14 protein-coding genes and 3 CRISPR repeat arrays are annotated in these 19486 nt (G+C 67.9%); of the genes, 7 read left to right on the top strand and 7 right to left on the bottom strand.

Annotated features, from left to right (window positions below; all coding sequences use genetic code 11):
* Positions 1-215 precede the first annotated feature (215 nt).
* Both ACRAKI_RS22195 and ACRAKI_RS22190 read left to right on the top strand, forming a co-directional pair.
* Entirely contained in the window at positions 216-365 is a 150-nt protein-coding gene (locus tag ACRAKI_RS22195; RefSeq protein WP_447002432.1) for a hypothetical protein, read from the top strand.
* 70 nt (positions 366-435) lie between these two features.
* Positions 436-2004, top strand: a complete 1569-nt coding sequence (locus ACRAKI_RS22190; protein WP_447002431.1) for an asparagine synthase-related protein — start codon at positions 436-438, stop codon at positions 2002-2004.
* Between the two features lie 17 nt (positions 2005-2021).
* Here ACRAKI_RS22190 and ACRAKI_RS22185 read toward each other — a convergent pair whose 3' ends face one another.
* The 6 genes from ACRAKI_RS22185 to ACRAKI_RS22160 form a co-directional block, all read right to left on the bottom strand.
* Positions 2022-2366: a DUF6300 family protein gene (locus tag ACRAKI_RS22185; RefSeq protein ID WP_447002430.1), complete on the bottom strand. Its 345-nt coding sequence runs from the start codon at positions 2364-2366 to the stop codon at positions 2022-2024.
* Positions 2363-5878, bottom strand: coding sequence for a DNA polymerase III subunit alpha (gene dnaE, locus ACRAKI_RS22180; protein WP_447002429.1), 3516 nt, complete (start codon positions 5876-5878; stop codon positions 2363-2365). Before dnaE ends, ACRAKI_RS22185 begins: the two co-directional genes overlap by 4 nt.
* 377 nt (positions 5879-6255) lie before the next feature.
* Positions 6256-6381 (bottom strand): hypothetical protein, encoded by a 126-nt coding sequence (locus ACRAKI_RS22175; RefSeq protein WP_447002428.1) that lies wholly within the window; start codon positions 6379-6381, stop codon positions 6256-6258.
* A gap of 90 nt (positions 6382-6471) precedes the next feature.
* Positions 6472-7841: direct repeats of the CRISPR family, unit length 28 nt; unit sequence GGACCACCCCCGCTCGCGCGGGGAAGAG.
* 561 nt (positions 7842-8402) lie between these two features.
* The gene (locus ACRAKI_RS22170; RefSeq protein ID WP_447002427.1) at positions 8403-9302 is read right to left on the bottom strand and encodes a hypothetical protein; all 900 of its coding nucleotides are present in this window, start codon (positions 9300-9302) and stop codon (positions 8403-8405) included.
* A gap of 60 nt (positions 9303-9362) precedes the next feature.
* Entirely contained in the window at positions 9363-10763 is a 1401-nt protein-coding gene (locus tag ACRAKI_RS22165) for an EAL domain-containing protein (RefSeq protein WP_447002426.1), read from the bottom strand.
* A gap of 2 nt (positions 10764-10765) precedes the next feature.
* Positions 10766-11332, bottom strand: coding sequence for an RNA polymerase sigma factor (locus ACRAKI_RS22160; protein WP_447002425.1), 567 nt, complete (start codon positions 11330-11332; stop codon positions 10766-10768).
* A 570-nt stretch (positions 11333-11902) separates the two neighbouring features.
* Here ACRAKI_RS22160 and ACRAKI_RS22155 point away from each other — a divergent pair.
* From ACRAKI_RS22155 to ACRAKI_RS22140, 4 genes are all read left to right on the top strand, one after another.
* The gene (locus tag ACRAKI_RS22155) at positions 11903-12430 is read left to right on the top strand and encodes an SAM-dependent methyltransferase (RefSeq protein WP_447002424.1); all 528 of its coding nucleotides are present in this window, start codon (positions 11903-11905) and stop codon (positions 12428-12430) included.
* A gap of 12 nt (positions 12431-12442) precedes the next feature.
* Entirely contained in the window at positions 12443-13639 is a 1197-nt protein-coding gene (locus tag ACRAKI_RS22150) for an IS701 family transposase (RefSeq protein ID WP_447002423.1), read from the top strand.
* Positions 13640-13808: 169 nt separating this feature from the next.
* A complete protein-coding gene (locus tag ACRAKI_RS22145) occupies positions 13809-14102 on the top strand; it encodes a hypothetical protein (protein WP_447002422.1) in 294 nt (97 codons plus the stop codon).
* Positions 14103-14818: 716 nt separating this feature from the next.
* A CRISPR array of direct repeats spans positions 14819-15213; the repeat unit is 28 nt; unit sequence GGACCACCCCCGCTCGCGCGGGGAAGAC.
* A gap of 154 nt (positions 15214-15367) precedes the next feature.
* Positions 15368-17043: a CRISPR direct-repeat array (repeat unit 28 nt; unit sequence GGACCACCCCCGCTCGCGCGGGGAAGAC).
* A 416-nt stretch (positions 17044-17459) separates the two neighbouring features.
* Positions 17460-17927 (top strand): hypothetical protein, encoded by a 468-nt coding sequence (locus tag ACRAKI_RS22140; RefSeq protein ID WP_447002421.1) that lies wholly within the window; start codon positions 17460-17462, stop codon positions 17925-17927.
* Here the strand turns inward: ACRAKI_RS22140 and ACRAKI_RS22135 are convergent.
* Positions 17911-18081 carry a hypothetical protein gene (locus tag ACRAKI_RS22135; protein ID WP_447008618.1) on the bottom strand — a complete coding sequence of 57 codons (171 nt, stop codon included), beginning with the start codon at positions 18079-18081 and terminating at the stop codon, positions 17911-17913. The genes ACRAKI_RS22140 and ACRAKI_RS22135 overlap by 17 nt on opposite strands.
* Here ACRAKI_RS22135 and ACRAKI_RS22130 point away from each other — a divergent pair.
* Positions 18008-19216: an MFS transporter gene (locus ACRAKI_RS22130; protein ID WP_447008478.1), complete on the top strand. Its 1209-nt coding sequence runs from the start codon at positions 18008-18010 to the stop codon at positions 19214-19216. The genes ACRAKI_RS22135 and ACRAKI_RS22130 overlap by 74 nt on opposite strands.
* Positions 19217-19486: the final 270 nt, after the last annotated feature.

Below are 19486 nucleotides of genomic sequence, written 5' to 3'. Positions count from 1 at the left end.
CGCCCGAACGTGGTCTGGATGCTTGATCCGACAGCACCGCTACTCGGTGCGTCGGGCCACAACGTCTGACTACCGATCGCCGCAGCCCGAGAACTCATCGGGCAGGGAAGCGCCGTCCTGACCGACCAAGCCGCACCTCTTACGGTGCAACTCGACGTGCCCGAGCCATGAAGGGCGGGCGAAGGAAGCGACCCAGCGAGAGGAGGTGGTCCAGCATGAAGACACAGATCATGAGCCTCGCGTCCGTTGACGCGATGTTCACGGGTGACGTGGTCCTGGAGGTCCCGTCGCACGCGAACCGGTACTCGTACAAGAAGCACTCCGGTTCGTCCGACACGCAGACGCAGAGGGACGAGTTCGAGTGATGTGAGGCCCTGCCTCACGGCTGGTGGCGCGAGCGCGTCCGCGCCACCAGCCCCGGATCAAGGAGGACCGATGCTGAAGTTCAAGCTGGACGAGGCGGTCCCTCGCACTGGTTGGGACTGGGACGGCACGGCGTGGCGCAACGGGCGCAATCGGATCGAGCCGTTTCGACACCCGATGCTCGAGTGCGCTGCTCTGACGGACGGCACCCGCATCCTCGTGATAGTCCGGGAGCGCAAGACCGGCCACGCGAGCGCCCTGTTCGACTCCCACCCGACGGTGACGAAGGTCAGCCAGCAGCGTTACCAACGCCTCCTGGAAGAGAGCGAGGGCTGGCCGCTCGAATTCCTGACCATGGAGCTGCGCCCCAACCATGAAGTCAAGTTGAGGGCGGGGCAGTACGGCACCGCACCGGTCTACCTGGTCGCCGAAGCTGGATTCCAGTGCGGATCCTGGGACTTGACCGATCTTCGCGACCTCACCAGCAATGACCACCTCGTGCACCGCGAGATCGCACGGCGGATCACCCTGGGCTTCCGCTACTCGCACGAGACCGCGTGGGCCAACGTGCACCGGCTCACCGAGCGAGCAACCGCGACCTTCGCTCGCATGCGCCTCAAGTTGCGGTATCCGGACGCGGCACTCCACTCCGCCCCCAGGAAGCTCGCGCCTGGTGCAGATCCCTTGAAGGGCTTCGAGGTGCTGCTCGAACACGTCATCGGCGAGCGCGAGGTGCCGTGGGAGACGACGGCGGCTGCCTTGTCGGGCGGCGTGGACAGCGCGAACGTCGCGATGTCACTTGCGGCGATGCGCCCCGAACAGCGACTCGTCAGCTTCTCGATGATGCTCGGTGGCCCCGCAGGAGCGCAACAGGTACGGCGCCGCGCGCTGATGGTCGATCGGGGGCGGTTCAGGGACGTGACGGTGCCGATCCTCGACCATTTGCCCCTCAACCCTGACGGCGTCCGAGCCAAACAGCAGGTCAGCCCCTACGAGGAGATCTACGTCGAGGGGTACGCGGCAACGCTCGAGGCGTTGAAAGAACGGGGCATCAACACTGTCTTCTCTGGTACTGGCGGAGACGAGATGGTGTCGCTGCGCGAAGAGGAGTGGGCGACTCGCGACGAGCACTGGAAGCCGACCTACCCGAGTTGGGTGAGCAGGGAAGCCGTCGAGCACCTGGAGGCCATCGAGGAGAACGCTGCTCCGGCATCAGTGATCAGCGAAGTCACGTTGATCGCGTTCGCCAGCATCGCGCCGACCTACCTGCGCGCGGGCATGTGGCCGGTTTCTCCGTTCGCGAGTGAACTCATCCGCTTCGGCGAGTGGTTGCCGGTGGAGTGGCGGCGAGGCAAGAGGCTGCTTCGTGAACGTCTCATCTCGCTCGGCTTCCCAACCGAGATCGGCTACCCCGAGCAGCGCGAGAACTTCGTCCATGTGATCGAAGCGGCGATGACGAAGTACGGCATGACGATGGTCAAAGACCACCTCACGGAGTCTCTGCTGGTCAACTACGGCTACGCCGACGCCGACGGCCTCCGCGAAGCCTACGAGACCGCCCGCTTCTCCCCCAAGGATCGCGAGGTCCTGTACCAGTTCCTGAACTGGGAACTCGGCCTGCGGGCGTTCTCGAACCCGTAAGGAGGCCTGGCACGCGGTTATAACTCGCCCGCGCGCCAGGCCCTCTCGGTGGCATCCGGCGGGCCGCTCACCTCTGCCGATGACGGCAGCGCCGAAACCCACTCACGGATGAGCGCTACGACCTCATCGAACTGGTGCTCCTCGGCGATCGGGTGAACCGTGAAGAAGGCGATCAGTCCGCGGCCGGCTGGATCGTCCTTGTCACAGTTCTGGCACAACCCCACCATGCGCGTGCCCGGCACGACCAGACCGTCAGCGCGCCGCAGTGAGTAGGGCACTTCGACCGTGCAGAGGAGCGGGCCGCCGCAGCGATGACATCGCAGACCATCAGCGGCCCGGACCTCGAACCTGTCCGACGTCATCGCTCGATCGTCACGCCGCGCAGCGTCTTCAAATCACCGAAGAACGATGGCGTGGTGGCGACTCGAAAATCGTCAACAACCCAAGTTTCCTTGGTCCTGTCTCGCTTGAGCACATTCAAATGAACCGGGACATCACCAGCGTGCGCTGAAAGGGTGACCTTCAGTTCGCTGATCAAGTGTTCATCCAACGTCCTGGTGGTCAGGCCGAGAACGACCGGAGGTGCAGCGCCGGGATTGTTCTCGGCGTCTGTGATGTCCAGCGGGATCACATCGCTGCCGAAGACCGCCATCTTGTCGTCGCGCCAGTTCACCCGCCCCTTCACGCACACTGCCGAGTCAAGCTCAAGGTCGGGTGCGAGTACCGAGTACGACTTCGGGAAGAACAGCACCTCAATCGCCGCGTCTAGATCCTCGACAACGGTGATCGCCCACGGCTCACCGTTCTTGTTCACCCGTCGCTCGATCGAGGAGATCATCCCGGATACGATCAACTCGCCATCCTTGGGCGGGTCGTCCAAGATCACTGCGATCGGCCTCGGCGCATACTTCCGAAGAATCCGTTCCGCGCCGTCGAGCGGATGCGCCGAGACGTATAGCCCCAGCATCTCCTTCTCGTAGGACAGCATCTGCTTGCGCGGCCACTCTTCGCTTTCGATCTTCAGGTGCGCAAGGGGGGAGGACTCGTTGTCGGGGTCGGTCGAAGTGTCCACAGTGCCGAAAAGATCGAATTGTCCGTCCGCTTCTTTCCGCTTGATCGGCACGACGATGTCCACGGCGTCTTCGTGCACCTTGACCAGCGACAGACGCGCCTGGCCGAACGAGTCGAATGCGCCCGCCTTGATGAGCGATTCGACCACGCGCTTGTTGCACACGACGAGTTCCGATTTGTCGATGAAGTCCGTGAAAGACGTGTACTCGCCGTGCTTCTCGCGACTTTTGATGATCGATTCGACTACGTTCGCTCCGACGTTTCGGACAGCGCCCAGGCCGAAGCGGATGTCCTTCCCCACGGCACCGAACCGAAGGGCGGACTCGTTGACATCCGGCGGCAAGACCTTGATGCCGAGGCGGCGACACTCAGAGAGATATACGGCCGACTTGTCTTTATTGTCGCCGACCGAGGTGAGCAATGCGGCCATGTACTCGGGGAGGAAGTTGGCCTTCAGGTACGCGGTCCAGTAGGAGATCAGGCCATACGCGGCGGCGTGCGACTTGTTGAATGCGTAACCGGCGAACGGAAGGATCGTGTCCCAGAGGGCCTTGATCGCCTCGTCGGAGAACTTCAGTTCATGGTTGCGCATGCCGTCACGAAAACCCTCGAACTCTTTCGCGAGGACTTCCGCCTTCTTCTTGCCCATCGCCTTGCGCAGAACATCCGCGCGGCCCATCGAGTAGTTGGCCACCTTCTGCGCGATGAACATGATCTGCTCTTGGTAGACGATCAGACCGTGGGTCTCGCCGAGAATCTCCTTCAGCGACTCTTCGAGTTCCGGATGAATCGGCTTGACTTCCTGACGCCCATTCTTCCGGTCCGCGTAGTCGTTGTGAGCGTTGACGCCCATAGGTCCGGGCCGGTACAGCGCGCCCACTGCGACGATGTCCTCGAACGAGGTGGGCTGCATGCGACGCAGAAGGTCGCGCATCGGGCCGCCGTCAAGCTGGAAAACGCCCAGCGTGTCGCCCCGGCTGAGAAGCTTGTACGTCTCGACGTCGTCAAGCGACAGAGTGTCGAAGTCGGGAACGGCGTCTTTCCCTCGGTTGGCGACGATGTTGTCGACCGCGTCACCGATCACCGTGAGGTTGCGCAACCCGAGGAAGTCCATCTTCAGCAGGCCGATGTTCTCACAAGAGGGGTAATCCCATCCTGTGATAATCGAACCGTCGTCGCGCTGCCACAACGGGATCGACTCCATCAGCGGATCACGCGACATGATCACCGCGCAGGCGTGCACGCCCGCATTGCGGATCAGCCCTTCCAGGCCGCGAGCGGTCTCGAAGATGGTTTTCACCTGGTCATCGGTGTCGAGCAGCGCTCGCACCTCGGCCGCTTCGCCATAGCGCGGATGGCTCTTGTCCACGATTCCGTAAAGCGGAATGTCCTTCGCCATGATCGGCGGGGGAAGTGCCTTGGAGATCTTGTCAGCGATCGAGTATCCGGGCTGGCCGTAGTGGACGCGGGCCGAGTCCTTCAGTGCGGCCTTTGTCTTGATCGTGCCGAAGGTGATGACCTGTGCGACGCGGTCGTGGCCGTACTTCTCGCTGGCGTAGCGGATCATCTCGCCACGCCTGCGGTCGTCGAAGTCGATGTCGATGTCGGGCATGGCGGTCCGCTCCGGGTTCAGGAACCGCTCGAACAGCAGGCCGTGCGGGATGGGGTCGATGTTCGTGATGCCCATCGCATAAGCAACCAGAGCGCCCGCTGCCGACCCGCGGCCGGGCCCGACGCGGATTCCGCTCTCCCGGGCGTACTTGATCAAGTCGGCGACGATGAGGAAGTACGCGGGGAATCCCTTGTCAATGATGACCTTGAGCTCGAAATCGGCACGCTCGACGTACCCGTCCGGGATACCGTTGGGGAAACGCCACTCCAGACCGCGCATTACTTCCGCGCGGAACCAGGACTCCTGGGTTTCGCCCTCGGGTACGGAGAACTCCGGAATCCGGTCGCGGTATGCCCACACATCGTCGTAGGGCTCGACTCGTTCGGCGATAAGCAGTGTGGAGTCCGTAGCGCCGGGAACCTCGGAGTCCCAGATCTGCCGCATCTCTTCCGCAGATTTCAAGTAGTAGCCGTCGCCGTCGAACTTGAACCGTTGCGGATCCGTCAGCGTCTTGCCCGACTGCACCGCCAGAAGCGCCGAATGTGTGTCGGCCTGATCCCTGGTGACGTAGTGGCTGTCATTCGTGGCAAGCGGCTTGATATCGAGCTTCTTGCCGATTTCCAGAAGCCCGGTCCGGACGCGGCGCTCAATGCTGAGGCCGTGATCCATCAACTCGAGGAAAAAGTTCTCCGCACCGAAGATGTCGCGGTAATCGGCCGCAGCCTGCAACGCCTCGGCCTCCTGGCCGAGCCGAAGCCGCGTCTGGACCTCTCCGGATGGGCACCCGGTTGTCGCAATGATCCCGGACGCGTACTCAGAGATGAGTTCCCGATCCATGCGAGGCTTGCGATAGTAGCCCTCCATGCTCGCGCGGGTGTGCAACGCGAATAGGTTGCGCAGGCCGGTCGCATTGGCTGCGAGCATGGTCATGTGCGTATATGCGCCACCGCCTGAGATATCATCGCTCCGCTGCCCTGGGTCTCCCCAAAAAACCGGCTTCTTGTGGATGCGATTGTGTGGCGCGAGGTATGCCTCAATGCCGATGATCGGCTTGATGCCGTGTTTCTTGGCGGTCTGGTAAAACTCGTCCGCACCGTACATATTGCCGTGGTCGGTCATGCCTACCGCGGTCATGCCCAGACGCTCGGCTTCCTCGAACAGCAGGCCGACCTTTGCTGCACCGTCGAGCATTGAGTACTCGGTGTGAACGTGCAGATGGACGAATGACGACTGCCCAGACAAAGCGTGGACCTCCCGAGATCGTGGTCATCGACAGCGCTGCCTCAGCACACGGACCAGGCGCTCAGCCTAGTCAGCCGGACGGCCTAGAGCCGCATCGAGTTGATGGTCTCTCGGTGCCTGATCAACAGCGGTCGTGACACGCTGGCAACTCCGAGTCCAGCCTGAGTCTGACCTCGGATGTCGTACAAGTGTGACGGGTGTGTGACGCAGAGTGATGGGAGTCCCGGCAGTGGCACAGCGGCATTGGTCTGCCGGATAGTTGAGGGAAGAAGCACGGCGGTTCCCGGTCGTGGAGTGCCGTCCGGGTTGATGCCCCCGCCGTGGTACTACGTGGTGGTCTCCCGGCGTTCGGTGACCCTCAGCACCGTGCAGATGGTTCGTGCACCGCGCTCGTGAAGTGCCACGTAGTCGATCCAGTCCTTGACGAAGAACAGCGCGAAAAGCAGAGCCACTCGCAGCGCTTCGGCGACGGTGACGCGGGACCACCCCCCCGCTCGCGCGGGGAAGACAACCCCCATCCGGCACGGCGGACGCAGCCGAACGGACCACCCCTGCTCGCGCGGGGAAGAGCCGATCATCGGCTACCTCGTGATCTTCTCCATCGGACCACCCCCGCTCGCGCGGGGAAGAGGTGAGCTTCCCCCTGGAGGGCCAGGGCGTGCAGGGACCACCCCCGCTCGCGCGGGGAAGAGTCGCGCAGCAGCTCCACCACGGCCAGCGTCGCCGGACCACCCCCGCTCGCGCGGGGAAGAGCACGACCTCGTGTTGCTCGACGACGACGGCTGCGGACCACCCCCGCTCGCGCGGGGAAGAGGCGCCGGTGCGCAGGGCCTTCTCGGCGGCGACCGGACCACCCCCGCTCGCGCGGGGAAGAGGACGAGGCCCGCCACGCCCCGTTCCGGGGCGAGGGACCACCCCCGCTCGCGCGGGGAAGAGTTGATCCGGCCCGGTGACGTGGTGTGCTGCATCGGACCACCCCCGCTCGCGCGGGGAAGAGTGCGCGCCGGGCCACGGCGTGCACAGTGCGCTGGGACCACCCCCGCTCGCGCGGGGAAGAGTGTCGGGTGACCCTCCGCGCGCCGATCTCGGCCGGACCACCCCCGCTCGCGCGGGGAAGAGACACGCCCGTATCGGGCGATATCCGCCTGCGCCGGACCACCCCCGCTCGCGCGGGGAAGAGCCTGCCGCTCGACGGCAACACCACGCTCTCCAGGGACCACCCCTGCTAGCGCGGGGAAGAGCACGCGCAGTCCAGCAGCAGCCCACCGGGCGCGGGACCACCCTCGCCCGCGCGGGGAAGAGGGTGCGCGGCGGTCCAGCCAGATCAGCGTCGACGGACCACCCCCGCTCGCGCGGGGAAGAGGGCGGCGCAGCGCGCTCAGTTCGAGGGTGCGCCGGACCACCCCCGCTCGCGCGGGGAAGAGGGAACCGCCTCGACCAGGATGCCGTTGACCCGGGGACCACCCCCGCTCGCGCGGGGAAGAGTGTCGGGTGACCCTCCGCGCGCCGATCTCGGCCGGACCACCCCCGCTCGCGCGGGGAAGAGGAGCCGGCGGAGGGCTGGCTGGACGACCTGCGCGGACCACCCCCGCTCGCGCGGGGAAGAGGGGAAGATCAGCCAATCCAACAGATGTGAGGGAGGACCACCCCCGCTCGCGCGGGGAAGAGGTCAATGGCCGCGCCCGCTACGCCCGCGACCAGGGACCACCCCCGCTCGCGCGGGGAAGAGCGCGTCACCGGGCCGGGTACGGGCGTCGCGGCCGGACCACCCCCGCTCTCGCGGGGAAGAGGCGGAGTTGCGCTTGGATCTGATCGACAGGCGGGGACCACCCCCGCTCTCGCGGGGAAGAGGCCGCCATCGCCCGCCCCCGCGCCCCGGGCGGGGGACCACCCCCGCTCTCGCGGGGAAGAGACTTCTTGACCAGCTACTTTACGCGACGAGTCGCCGTTTCAGCATCAGTTTGGTGTGGGGACCGCTTTACGGTGGATCGCATCTCGAACCGACCTCTCTGTCCGTTCGGGTCTCTGCGGCGAGTACATGGACGCTCCAGGATCGGGGTCGATGCCAGGGATCAAAATGAGGCCGTGGTCGTGGCTGACGATGCCGACGAACGGCGCGGCGAAGCCGTTTGCTGTGGACTCCGTGGCGAGGTTCTCACGACGTCGACACCAGCCTCGGCGGGGACCGTGTCGCACGAGGTGGGGAACCGGCCCGTCGGTCGCAGAATCGGACCCGACCGAGCGCCTCCACCCCGACGGCGTGCTGCACATTGACTTCAACGGCTGGAGCGGTCACCCGCACCGACCATGGGTCAGGTCCTCACAAGCCGCCACTGTCCTGACCCGCGCCTTCGCGTAAACTCTGAACCCAGATGGCGGCAGCGGGCTCGGCCGACGCGAACTACCTCCGCTGCTGTTCACCATCCTCATGTGCGCCGTCAGACGGAACAGTCCCTTGTGTTCGGTGTCTGGGTCACTGCCTTGCGTGGCGGTCGCGCCAGAGGTGGAAGGTATGCAGCAGGTCTGTGAGGGTGGTTCGTAGTTCCGACGGGTCGAGCGGCAACGTTCGTGCCATGTGGGGATGTTGTTCAATGATGGTGATCGTGTCGGACAAGCGGGAAAAGGCCGCGGTGACGGCGTCGAGCGTGCGGGGATTGGCGCGGTCGGCGTGCCTCCACAGCCGGGCGAGGTCCTCGATCTGTCCGATGAGGGTGTCCGGGTCCGGCGGGCGGACTGGGCCTGGTCGTGGTGTGCGGCGACGTGTGGCCGGATCGTGGTTGCCGTGGTCGGAGAATGTGGATCGAGGCTCGGTTCGCATGCCGTGAGGCTGACCGGTCGGGCCGTCGGCGAAGGGCTGCTCAGCCCGAGGGGCGTGGGGTGAACGGCGGTCTCCGGCGGCACGGGAAGCATGTGGTCGGCTGCGAGGCGGATACGCGGGCATGGGGGCGGACCTGCGGGCGTCAGGATCGGTGGGGATCGGGGTGAGGCGTTCCTGTCCGACGGGGACCGGATCGAGGACGTCGCGACGAGGTGTGGTCGTGGCCCGGTGCCGCCGGGTTGTCGGAGCGGGGCGGGCGGAGTCGAGGGTGAACAGGACGAGCACCTTGATCGGTGTCGGGCCGGTGACGCCGCCGGGAGCGGCTCGCCGGTTGGGGACGGTGTCGGGCGTCGGGATGTCCGGTGTGGCCGGTTTCGGGCGCGGGTCGGTGTTCTTCTGCCGGGATGCCTGCTGTGGTGACGGGGGCATGGTCGTATTGGTCCCGGTGCGGACGGTGATGTCCCCGTGGGTTGATCCGATCTGGAGCACGAGGCCGGTCGCGCAGTGGACGATGTTGCGTGAGTGCGTCGCGTGGCGTGGGCGGTTGCGGAACATGCGCGAGGTTCTCCGATGGTCGGCAGGCCGGCGGGGACGGGGACTGGAGAGGCTGCGTGGTCACAGCGGCACGGCGCCGTGGGTGATCAGGGCGTCGATCCGGTCGGCCGGCAGCGGTGCGCCGAGGTGGTCACCGGCACCCAAGTCGGCGGACAGGCTGTGGGCGTGGCGCAATCGGTGCTCGTCGTCGATACCGGTGACCATCACTGTCAGGGGAAGCTCCGGGACCGGCCGGTTGCGTGGTGGGACGGGATCGGTTTCGCAGTACGGGATGGAGCTGGTCGGACGCCGGGTGAGCTCGGTGACGGCGGGGAGCACGACAGTGTCGATGTTCAGCCGGTGTAGGTGCGTGTAGGCGGTGATGTCGCGACCAGGCCAGACCAGCGCCACGGGCACGCTCAGGCCACCGAGGGCCAGCACCAGCGGTTGCGGGTCGCCGTGATGGTCGGCTACCGCAGCTTCAGGCATGCACAGCAGCAGCCGGCTCGGATCGAGATGATGAGTGCGCAGCAGGGTGCGTAGCAGTGCGACCAAGCCGTCGTCGAAGGCGAGTCGGGGGGAAACAGTAAGGGTGACCTGCGGGGCAGCTGTTCCGAGGCGGCTGGCCCATCGGGTGGCCTGCGCGGCGACCTTGCGCAGCAGCCACGGACCAGCGTTGTCGACCAGGCCGCGTGCCTCGGCCTCGGCCAGCAGTGCGTCGCAGCCGATTTCGCCGTGGCATGGATGGCGCCACACCGTGGCGGCAGCGACGGTGGTGACGGCGCCGTCGGTGAGCCGGACCACGGGGCGATAGCGCAATTCCAGGCGATCGGCTCGTAGCGCGTCGCAGACCTCGGCCAACAGGTGTGAGGTGGCGTCCCGTGGCCGCCGGACGGGCGTTCCCGGTGGTCGGGTCTCCGCCGGCCGGACATGCCATGGTTCGGCGTGGTGGCGCAGAGCGGCGGCGAATGCCCTGTCCAGGGCGGTAATGGCGGCGGCCCGAGTCGTGTCATCGCCGCCCGTGAGCCGGTGAAGCCAAGGCAGGACCAGCGCACGCAGATGCTGGTACGTCTCGCTGGAGCCTCCGAGATCGTGGGCCAGTTCCCGGCCCAGGGCAGCGTCGGTGCGCGATGCGGGGCGGCCAGAAGCCACCAGGCGCAGCCAGTCGGCCGTGTCCGTCAGCACGGCGTGCAGGCGCCGCGGATCAGCAGGATGGTGGCCGGAGGCGGTGAGGGCACAGACCCAGCCGGTGACCATGGCGTTGATGCCCACCGGCCGGTCGCGACCGGGTTGCTCCGGCACCCGCACCGGCGAGGACCGCGGTCCGGGCCTGCTCACAATCCGCGCGAGCATGGCGTCCAGTTCCTGCCGGGTCGGCTCCTGCGAGGAACCAGCCCGTAGATCACGCAGTCCGGCATCGAGCATCCGCCGGACGCGGAAGGACTTGGTACCGGGTATCCAGGACGTCAACCATCGCAGCATGGTCACTCCTCTCGATCGGTGGCGCGGGGTGTGTCGATGTCGTCGAGTTCGTCGACGATGCGCAGTGCCTCGTCGTGCACGAGTTCCCTGAGCCGTTTCTTGGCCTGCCACAGGTAGGTGGAAGTCACCTTCGTGCTGCGGCCGATACGTGTGGCGATCCCGGCGGTGTCGATGTCCTGCAGGTACAGCTCGATCACCTCGCGCAAGTGCGCAGGCAGCACCTGCACCCCGTCCAAGAGCAACTCCCGCAAACGCTCCTCGATCTCCTCGTCGTGCTCGGCGCGGGCATGCTGTTCCTCGTCGAAGGGCACATGCGGCTGTTGGGGTGTGCTGAGCAACCCGGAGATGCGGTTGCGCAACACGGCCATCGCGTAGGCGCGCGGCTCTTCGATGCGGTGCCACCGGTCCCATACGACGCCCATAACGTCCTGGACCAGTTCGCTGCATTCGGCGTACGGCACGCCCCTGCGGGCCGCGCGGCGCAGCATCCGCGGGGCCATCTCGTGGAAGAACTCGTCGAACTCGGGCGTGCGATCGTGCTCGGATGGGGCGTCGTGCCGATCGCTCACTGCGGACGTCCCCGGTCCTCGTGCCGGGACGTCCACGCCGCGAGCACGACAGGCGACCCGGACCCACACTGCAGACCAAGAAGCGGCAGAGGACGCCGTGAACCTTCCCGCACCCCTGACAGGACGCCCTCCGGAGCGCGACGGGGGCCACTTCCGGGAGGGTGAGCTGCGCAACGCCGCCGCTGCCGTGCGCCTCTGCGAAGAGGGCGCGTGTGTGTCAGACCGAGCAGGGAGTCGACGGCGAACGTCGATGCGGGCACTGATGACCTCTTGGCGGATAGGGCGTCCCACGCCGCTGGGCGCTCACCGCGTCCCGCGTCGTGGCCGTACATTCACTGATCAGTCGCCGACACCCCTGATCTCAAGCCCTACCGGCACCATGTCACCCGATCCGGCGAACCAGGACCGAGACCGCGTCGATCACTACGCCGGTCGAGCGATTGGCCCGCGGCCAGACGAAGTGTCGTCGGCAATCGCGTCATCACCACACCGGGCAGCGCTCCCAGTATGGGAACCACCACCACAGTCGCCGTCCCTCACGGGGCCGCCGACAACAGGGGAGGGGCAGTCGTGGGTGCTGAGCGAGATTCCGGCGGACCAGAGGACGGTCAGCACGACCTTGACGACCCCGACCCCGAACGCCCGGCCGTCGTCGCGGGCTTCGACCGCCCCGGTCCTGCCCGGATCCACGACTGGCTGCTCGGCGGCACCCTGAACACACCCCTGGACCGCGCGCAGGGCGTCGAACTCCTGCGCCGTTTACCGCACCTGCGTGAAACCGCGCGCCGAGACCGGGCCTTCCTGCGCCGCTGTGTGCGGCGCATGCTCGCCGACGGCGTGCGCCAGTTCCTTGATCTCGGCTCCGGCCTGCCCACTAAAGGCGCGGTGCACCAGGTGGCCGACGACCTCGGCGTCGAGGCCACCGTGGTCTACGTCGACCACGATCCGGCCGTCGTCGCCCTGACCAATCTGCTGCTGGCCGACACCCCCTCGGCCTGCGGCATCGAGGCCGACCTACGCAGTCCCGACCTCGTGCTCGCCCATCCCGACACCAGCGGCCTAATACTCCAGCCGCAGTTCGTGATCATGTTCTGCTAGCTTATCGATCTTGTGTTGGTTGATGAGGACATCCAGGCGTGGGTGAGCGGCTTGGACGAGCTGTTCGGGCGGGTGGCGGGACGGTTTCTGCGGGCGGAGCCGCGGCGTCGGGCTCGGGCGTATGTGCGGGGTCTGTTGGCTCCGATCGCGGGCAAGAACGGCTGGACGTTGGCGGAAGTGGCCGGTGAGGCGACGCCGGACGGGATGCAGCGGTTGCTCAACGCCGCGACGTGGGACGTCGACGGGGTCCGCGACGACGCCCGTGACTATGCCGTGGAGCACCTTGCCGACGGCGAGGGCGTGCTGGTGGTCGACGAGACCGGGTTCCTGAAGAAGGGCGACAAGTCGGCCGGGGTGCAACGGCAGTACTCCGGCACCGCCGGACGGATCGAGAACTGTCAACTCGGCGTGTTTCTTGCTTACGCCACAAGCAAAGGCCGCACGCTGATCGACCGGGAGCTGTACCTGCCCAAGTCCTGGGTCGCCGACCGGGAACGGTGTCGGGAGGCGGCGGTGCCCGACACCGTGGAGTTCGCGACCAAGCCCGTGCTCGCCCGCGCGATGCTGGCCCGGGCGCTGGACGCCGGCGTGCCGGCCCGCTGGGTGACCGCGGACGAAGCCTACGGCGGCGACTCGAAATTCCGGGCCTGGCTGGAAGAACGACGCATCGGCTACGTGGTCGCCGTGCCGAGCAGCCAGACCATTCCCGCCACCGCAGGCAGCACCCGCGCCGACTTCCTGACCTCCGACGCCCCACCGGCGGCGTGGAAGCGCCGCAGCTGCGGCCAGGGAGCCAAGGGCCCCCGCCTGTTCGACTGGGCGGTGGCCTCGTTACCCGTCTACGACGACACCACACCGCCAGGCTGGCGGCGGTGGCTGTTGATCCGCCGTTCCCTGAAGCGCAATCGTCGCGGCAAGCACGAATTGGCCTACTACTTGTGTTGCGCCCCAACGGGAACCACCGACGACGACCTGATCCGAGTGGCCGGTGCCCGGTGGGCGGTCGAGGACTGCTTCCAGACCGCCAAGACCGAGGTCGGCCTGGACCAGTACCAGGTCCGCCGCTACGACGCCTGGTACCGCCACATCACCCTGGCGATGCTCGCCCACACCTACCTCGCCGTCACCGCCGCCATCGCCCCAAAAGCCCTGGCAGCGGCCTCATCCCGGTCACCCTCGGCGAGGTCAGGCGTCTCCTGGCACACCTGATCACCATCATTCCCGACCGCGCCCACACCTGGAGCTGGTCCCACTGGCGCAGACGCCACCAACACCGCGCCAAACAAGCCCACTACCAGCGAAGACAGGTACAACATCACGAACTGCGGCTGGAGTACTAATAGACCCGCACCGGCCGTTGGGCGTGCTCGCAGTCGGAGTGCTCGACACCCTCATCGACGACGAGTTCCCCGGCATGATCCTTGAGCGCTACCTCGACCTCCTGCCGGACCACAGCCACATCGCCCTCACCCACCTACTGCCCTCCGGAGATCATCCCGCCGATACCGACGGCGATACGGTGCTCCCGGCATGGGAGGTTCGCCACCCCCGCCCTGAGCGCACCATCCGGGCCTGGCTGGATCGAGCTGGGTCATCGTCGCAGGTGGAACTGCCCGACGCGGCGGGCGAGCCGGGGCCAGCCGTGCTGCGTTGCCACGTCCGCATCGCCTGAGTGCCATTCGGCAGAGGTCGATCCGCCGGTCTCGGGATGCCGGAGGTCGGTGAACAACGGCAGAGAAGGCGACCTCACCCGTGCACACCGCCAGGCGCAGCCGGACCCGTGTGGCGTCAGGACCGGCGATGTTCGTGCTCGCCCATCACCCGCGTTCCAGGCGGCACCTCCACCGGCTACGCCGTCGGATACTACGGCGGACTAGCAGGAACAGGCCGTCTCCACTGGCCTCGTGGTGGCAGACGTCCCACAACCCCCAGTGCCCGGTCCGCGTAGCGCAGGTCGCTGGCCGACTGCGGCCCTTGAAGCCCGACGTGGAGGTGTCGGGCCCACCGCATCCTCTAGGAAGACTCAACAACGCGATGCGGCATGCCTGGTGCACGGGTGCGGATCGAGGTCGACTACCGGGACCTGCAGCTGTGGTTTGCGGGGCGGTACGGTGTCGACCGCCCCGGACCGGGACACCCACGGAGGCGGCCCGAGACGGTCATTGCGGACAAGACCGTGAACGGGAGGCCGCCGAGACGTGGCGACGGACGACCCCGGCGTGCGCGGGGACCAGTAGCTGCGGGCAACCAGCCAGTGCCACAGGCTGGGACCACCCCCGGTCGCGGGGAAGACGGCGCGGGTGCGGACCTCGGCCACTGGCCGAGGACGGACGACCCCGGTCGAGCGGAGAAGACTTTGTGGACGCCGTCGCTGGCGAGCAGGATCAGGGATCACCCCCGCTCGCGCGGGGAAGACCTGGCGCTTGAGCGGTACGCGGGCCGGATCGACGGACCACCCCCGCTCACGCGGGGAAGACTGCTGCGGCGGGGCCGGTCACCCCGTGGGCACGGGACCACCCCTGCTCGCGCGGGGAAGACTCAGCGCGAGCGGAGCGGCGACAGTGCCACCAGGGACCACCCCCGCTCGCGCGGGGAAGACGCGGTGACGAACTCGGCCTGCTCCCGCGACGCCGGACCACCCCCGCTCGCGCGGGGAAGACGTCGGGTTGCAGGAGGACGTGGAGCTGATCGAGGGACCACCCCCGCTCACGCGGGGAAGACGTAGCCGTTGACGGTCAGGGTCGGGGCGATCCGCGGACCACCCCCGCTCGCGCGGGGAAGACGGTTTCGTCGTAGGCACCGGTACGGACCAACGAGGACCACCCCCGCTCGCGGGGAAGACAAGATGCAGGGTCTCGGTGGGGCCATGGAGGGCGGACCACCCCCCGCTCGTGCGTGGAAGACTCCATCGACGTGAGGGCCACCGCGTACGGGACGGGACCACCCCCTGCTCGCGCGGGGAAGACCCGGCCATCGGCTGGACCGGCACCGACGAGGAGGGACCCCCGCTCGCGCGGGGAAGACGCGGCCTACGGTGACGCCGGAGTCCGCGAGTTCGGACCACCCCCGCTCGCGCGGGGAAGACCGGTGGTACGCGGACGCTAACACCCGTGTCCACGGACCACCCCCGCTCGCGCGGGGAAAACCGGTGGTACGCGGACGCTAACACCCGTGTCCACGGACCACCCCCGCTCGCGCGGGGAAGACCGGGGTGGTCGTTGATCGCCTGTGCTCGGACGGGGACCACCCCCGCTCGCGCGGGGAAGACGCGTTGCGCAGCATCGCGTACCGCTCACCGGGGGGACCACCCCCGCTCGCGCGGGGAAGACCGGGATGCGGGCGATGGTGACGCGCGGCGGTACGGGACCACCCCCGCTCGCGCGGGGAAGACCAGGATCTCGATGCACTTCTCCGCCCAGGACGCGGACCACCCCCGCTCGCGCGGGGAAGACCTCGGTCAGCCACAGCGAGCGGGTCTCGCCGCCGGGCCACCCCCCGCTCGCGCGGGGAAGACAGCGGGCCGGTCCCGTTCCACTTCGCGAGCGCCGGACCACCCCCGCTCGCGCGGGGAAGACGTGTCCAGGATCAGGCCGTTGGCGATGATGTACGGACCACCCCCGCTCGCGCGGGGAAGACCGCTCCGCGTCGGCGCGCTGCTCGGGGAACTTCGGACCACCCCCGCTCGCGCGGGGAAGACTCTTCCGAAATGATGTTGCGCCGGTCGATTTCCGGACCAGCCCCGCTCGCGCGGGGAAGACAGCAGGTCGTTGGCCTTCTCCGCGTCCAACGCCGGACCACCCCCGCTCGCGCGGGGAAGACCTACCTGGAGCGGGTCGACCGGTGGCTGCGTCCGGACCACCCCCGCTTGCGCGGGGAAGACCGCGACGGCGACCACACCGACATCGGCAACAACGGACCACCCCCGCTCGCGCGGGGAAGACGCAGTCATCGCCTCGTCGACCGACAGGCCGCCCGGACCACCCCCGCTCGCGCGGGGAAGACGTGCACCCCTCCCATTTCGGCATCCACCGGGGAGGACCACCCCCGCTCGCGCGGGGAAGGCTCGCGTTTCGACCAGGCGGACGACGGCGGCCAAGGACCACCCCCGCTCGCGCGGGGAAGACATGTCCCACTTGTCCTCGCCCGGCTTGGGCTCGGGACCACCCCCGCTCGCGCGGGGAAGACGTGCTCCCCGGTGTGCCGCTCGTCACGGGGACCGGACCACCCCTGCTCGCGCGGGGAAGACCCGCACCGGCCCGTCGTGATGTTCGCGGCGGACGGACCACCCCCGCTCGCGCGGGGAAGACGGAACCTCGGCGACGACACCCGATCCTCCCCACGGACCACCCCCGCTCGCGCGGGGAAGACGTCGACCGGTCCGAGCTGAGGTTGGAGTGGGAGGGACCACCCCCGCTCGCGCGGGGAAGACGACACGCACCTTGCCCGTGGCGTCCATCTCGGCCGGACCACCCCCGCTCGCGCGGGGAAGACAACGGCCGCATACTGACTCGCATGCAAGACCACGGACCACCCCCGCTCGCGCGGGGAAGACTCGGTCTCGACGACCAGCCGCGCGGCCCGAAGCGGACCACCCCCGCTCGCGCGGGGAAGACACTTCTTGACCAGCTGGTTTAGGCGGCGGATCACCGTTTTAGCATCGGTTTGGTTCTGGGCGGGCCCTTCACGTTGAGCCGCCTCTCGAACCGAGCTTAGGCCCGTCGGTCGGTGAGGGCGTGGACGGTCCGCCGAGAGAGTCGTCGATGTCGACGATCAGGGTGAGGGCTCGGTCGAGTTTGCGGTGGGCGCTGGTGCGGTTGCCGTATCGCCACAGTGCTTGGCCGATTGTGGCCGAGCGGAGGCCTGTTCGGCTCGTGAATGGGCATCGGTTTGTTGTCAACCGGCTGACGTACTTGGCTGGCCGCATCGTGTCGTCGACTTCGGTCTTGGCGCCGGTCGGAGCGCTCGTCGCGTTCTTCGGACCCCTGACCTGATGCCTTGTGGATGGCGTGGTGGGACGATTCCGCTTGACGTGGATTCGAACGTGTGTGCGACGATCCTGTGGTGGTCCTTCCTCGACCCGTCGGGCTTCCGCCCGGAGCGAGTCTGTCGCAGGTTTGGTGGTCGGGGGTGGGTTGTGGATCGGCGTGAGTACGAGCGGATGGTTGATCGGTTCCGGCGGTTGGTGGCGCCGTTGCCCGCGTGGCGGGTCGATGAGTGTGACGGGTCGCCGGTGTTGGTCGACGACGCGTTGGGCGGTGGCGGTGGTGTGCTGCTTCGGGTCGACAGCCGATGGAATGTGTGTCTGGCGCGGTATTTCGAGGCGGTGGACAAGGACCGTCTGCTCGCGCTGGTGGCGTTGCTGGAGGTCGTGCCGCCGGACGGGCCGGCTCACCGGGCGGCGGTCGCGTTCCTGAAGTCCCTGAGGCTGGGCGACGAGTCCGGCCCGTTTGGGGTGAGGCCGGGGCGGCGGAGGGGCCGGGTCAGTCGCGCAGGATGAGCGGTTCGACGAAGCCAAGAACAGGGGACGCGACCAGGTCCGGCTCGCCGGCGTCGGCGCGGCCTGAGGACACGCACGTCGTGGTGGAGAACCGGCACAGCGCAACCGCGTACCGGGCGGTCTTCGCCCTCGGGGCGTTCCGGGCGTTGTTCACCGCCCACGTCATCTCGGTGGTCGGCGACCAGTTCGCCCGGGTCGCGCTGGTCGTGCTGGTCTACGACCGAACCGGCTCGCCCGCCTGGTCGGCCCTTGCCTATGCGCTCACCTTCCTACCCGCGCTGATCGGTGGTCCGCTGCTCGCGGGGCTGGCCGACCGGTACCCGCGGCGCACCGTCATGATCGTCGCCGACCTCGTCCGGGCGGCCGTGGTCGCGTTCATGGCCTGGCCGGGTCTGCCCTGGCAGGTGGTGTGCGTACTGCTGGTCGTGGTCCAGTTGGCGGGTGCCCCGGCCGTGCCTGCGCGCTCGGCGCTGCTCCCGGCACTGATACCGGATCCCGCTGTGATGCGCACCGGGGTCGCCGCCCTGTCCACCGTCACGCAACTGGGGCAGATCCTGGGGTTCGCCGCCGGAGGCATCCTGGTCGCCGCCATCGGCCCCGGCGGGGCGCTCCTGGTCGACGCCGCCACCTTCGCCGCCTCCGCGCTGTTGGTCGCGCTGTTCGTGCCGTCGATCGCCACGAGGGGTTCCCAGCCGCTCGGGTGGTGGGAGCGGATTCGTGCCGGCGCGGACGTGGTGTGGCGCGACCGGCATCTGCTGGTTCTCGTCGGCTACGCGGCTCTGTCCGGGACCTACATCGTCGGCGAAGCCTTGGCCGCCCCCTACTCCGCGCGTCTCGGTGGCGGGCCGGCGACCGTGGGTCTGCTGTTCGCCGCCTACTCCGCCGGCTGCGCCGCGGCATCCGTCGCTGTCGCCGTCCTGGCCGAGCCGGTTCAGCTGCGGTTGATGCCGCTGCTGGCCATCGGAACCGGCGTACCGCTGCTGGGCTGCCTGTTCGATCCGCCGCTACCCATGGTCGTGGGGCTGTTCGTGCTGTCCGGCGCCGCGTCCAGCTACCACGTCGTCGCACAGACGACCTTCGTGCTACGCGCACCCGACGCCCACCGCGGCCAGGCCATCGGCTTCGCCGTCGCCACGATGCAGGCCGCCCAAGGCACCGGTGTCACCCTCGGCGGCCTTGCCGCCGAACTTGTCGACCCGCACGTCGTCACCGGCGCAGCGGGTGCTGTCGGTGTCGTGGCCGCAACGCTCTTGGCAGGGCGGTGGCGAACCCTTCAGCCCCGAACCTGACCCCGCGGTCGGAGGCCGCGTCAATTCTGCAGCGTTGCCGAGCCGTATTTCGCAATCGGATTCATACAATACTTTGCCAGTCAAACCGGCCGTCCGCCGCCTTATCGGTGGGTGCGACGCACTCTGCGGCACCGCCGCACGCAGAGGCAAGCCGCAAAAGATGGCTTGCCTCTGCGTGCGGCGGCACCGCCTTCCGAGTGCGCCCCACCGACAAGGCGGCTTTGCCAGCCGATTCAACCACCTTGGTAGGCCACTTCTGATCGAGAAGCG

The sequence above is a fragment of the Saccharothrix isguenensis genome (genome assembly GCF_052936305.1).
This window is presented reverse-complemented; position numbering and strand designations above follow the sequence as displayed.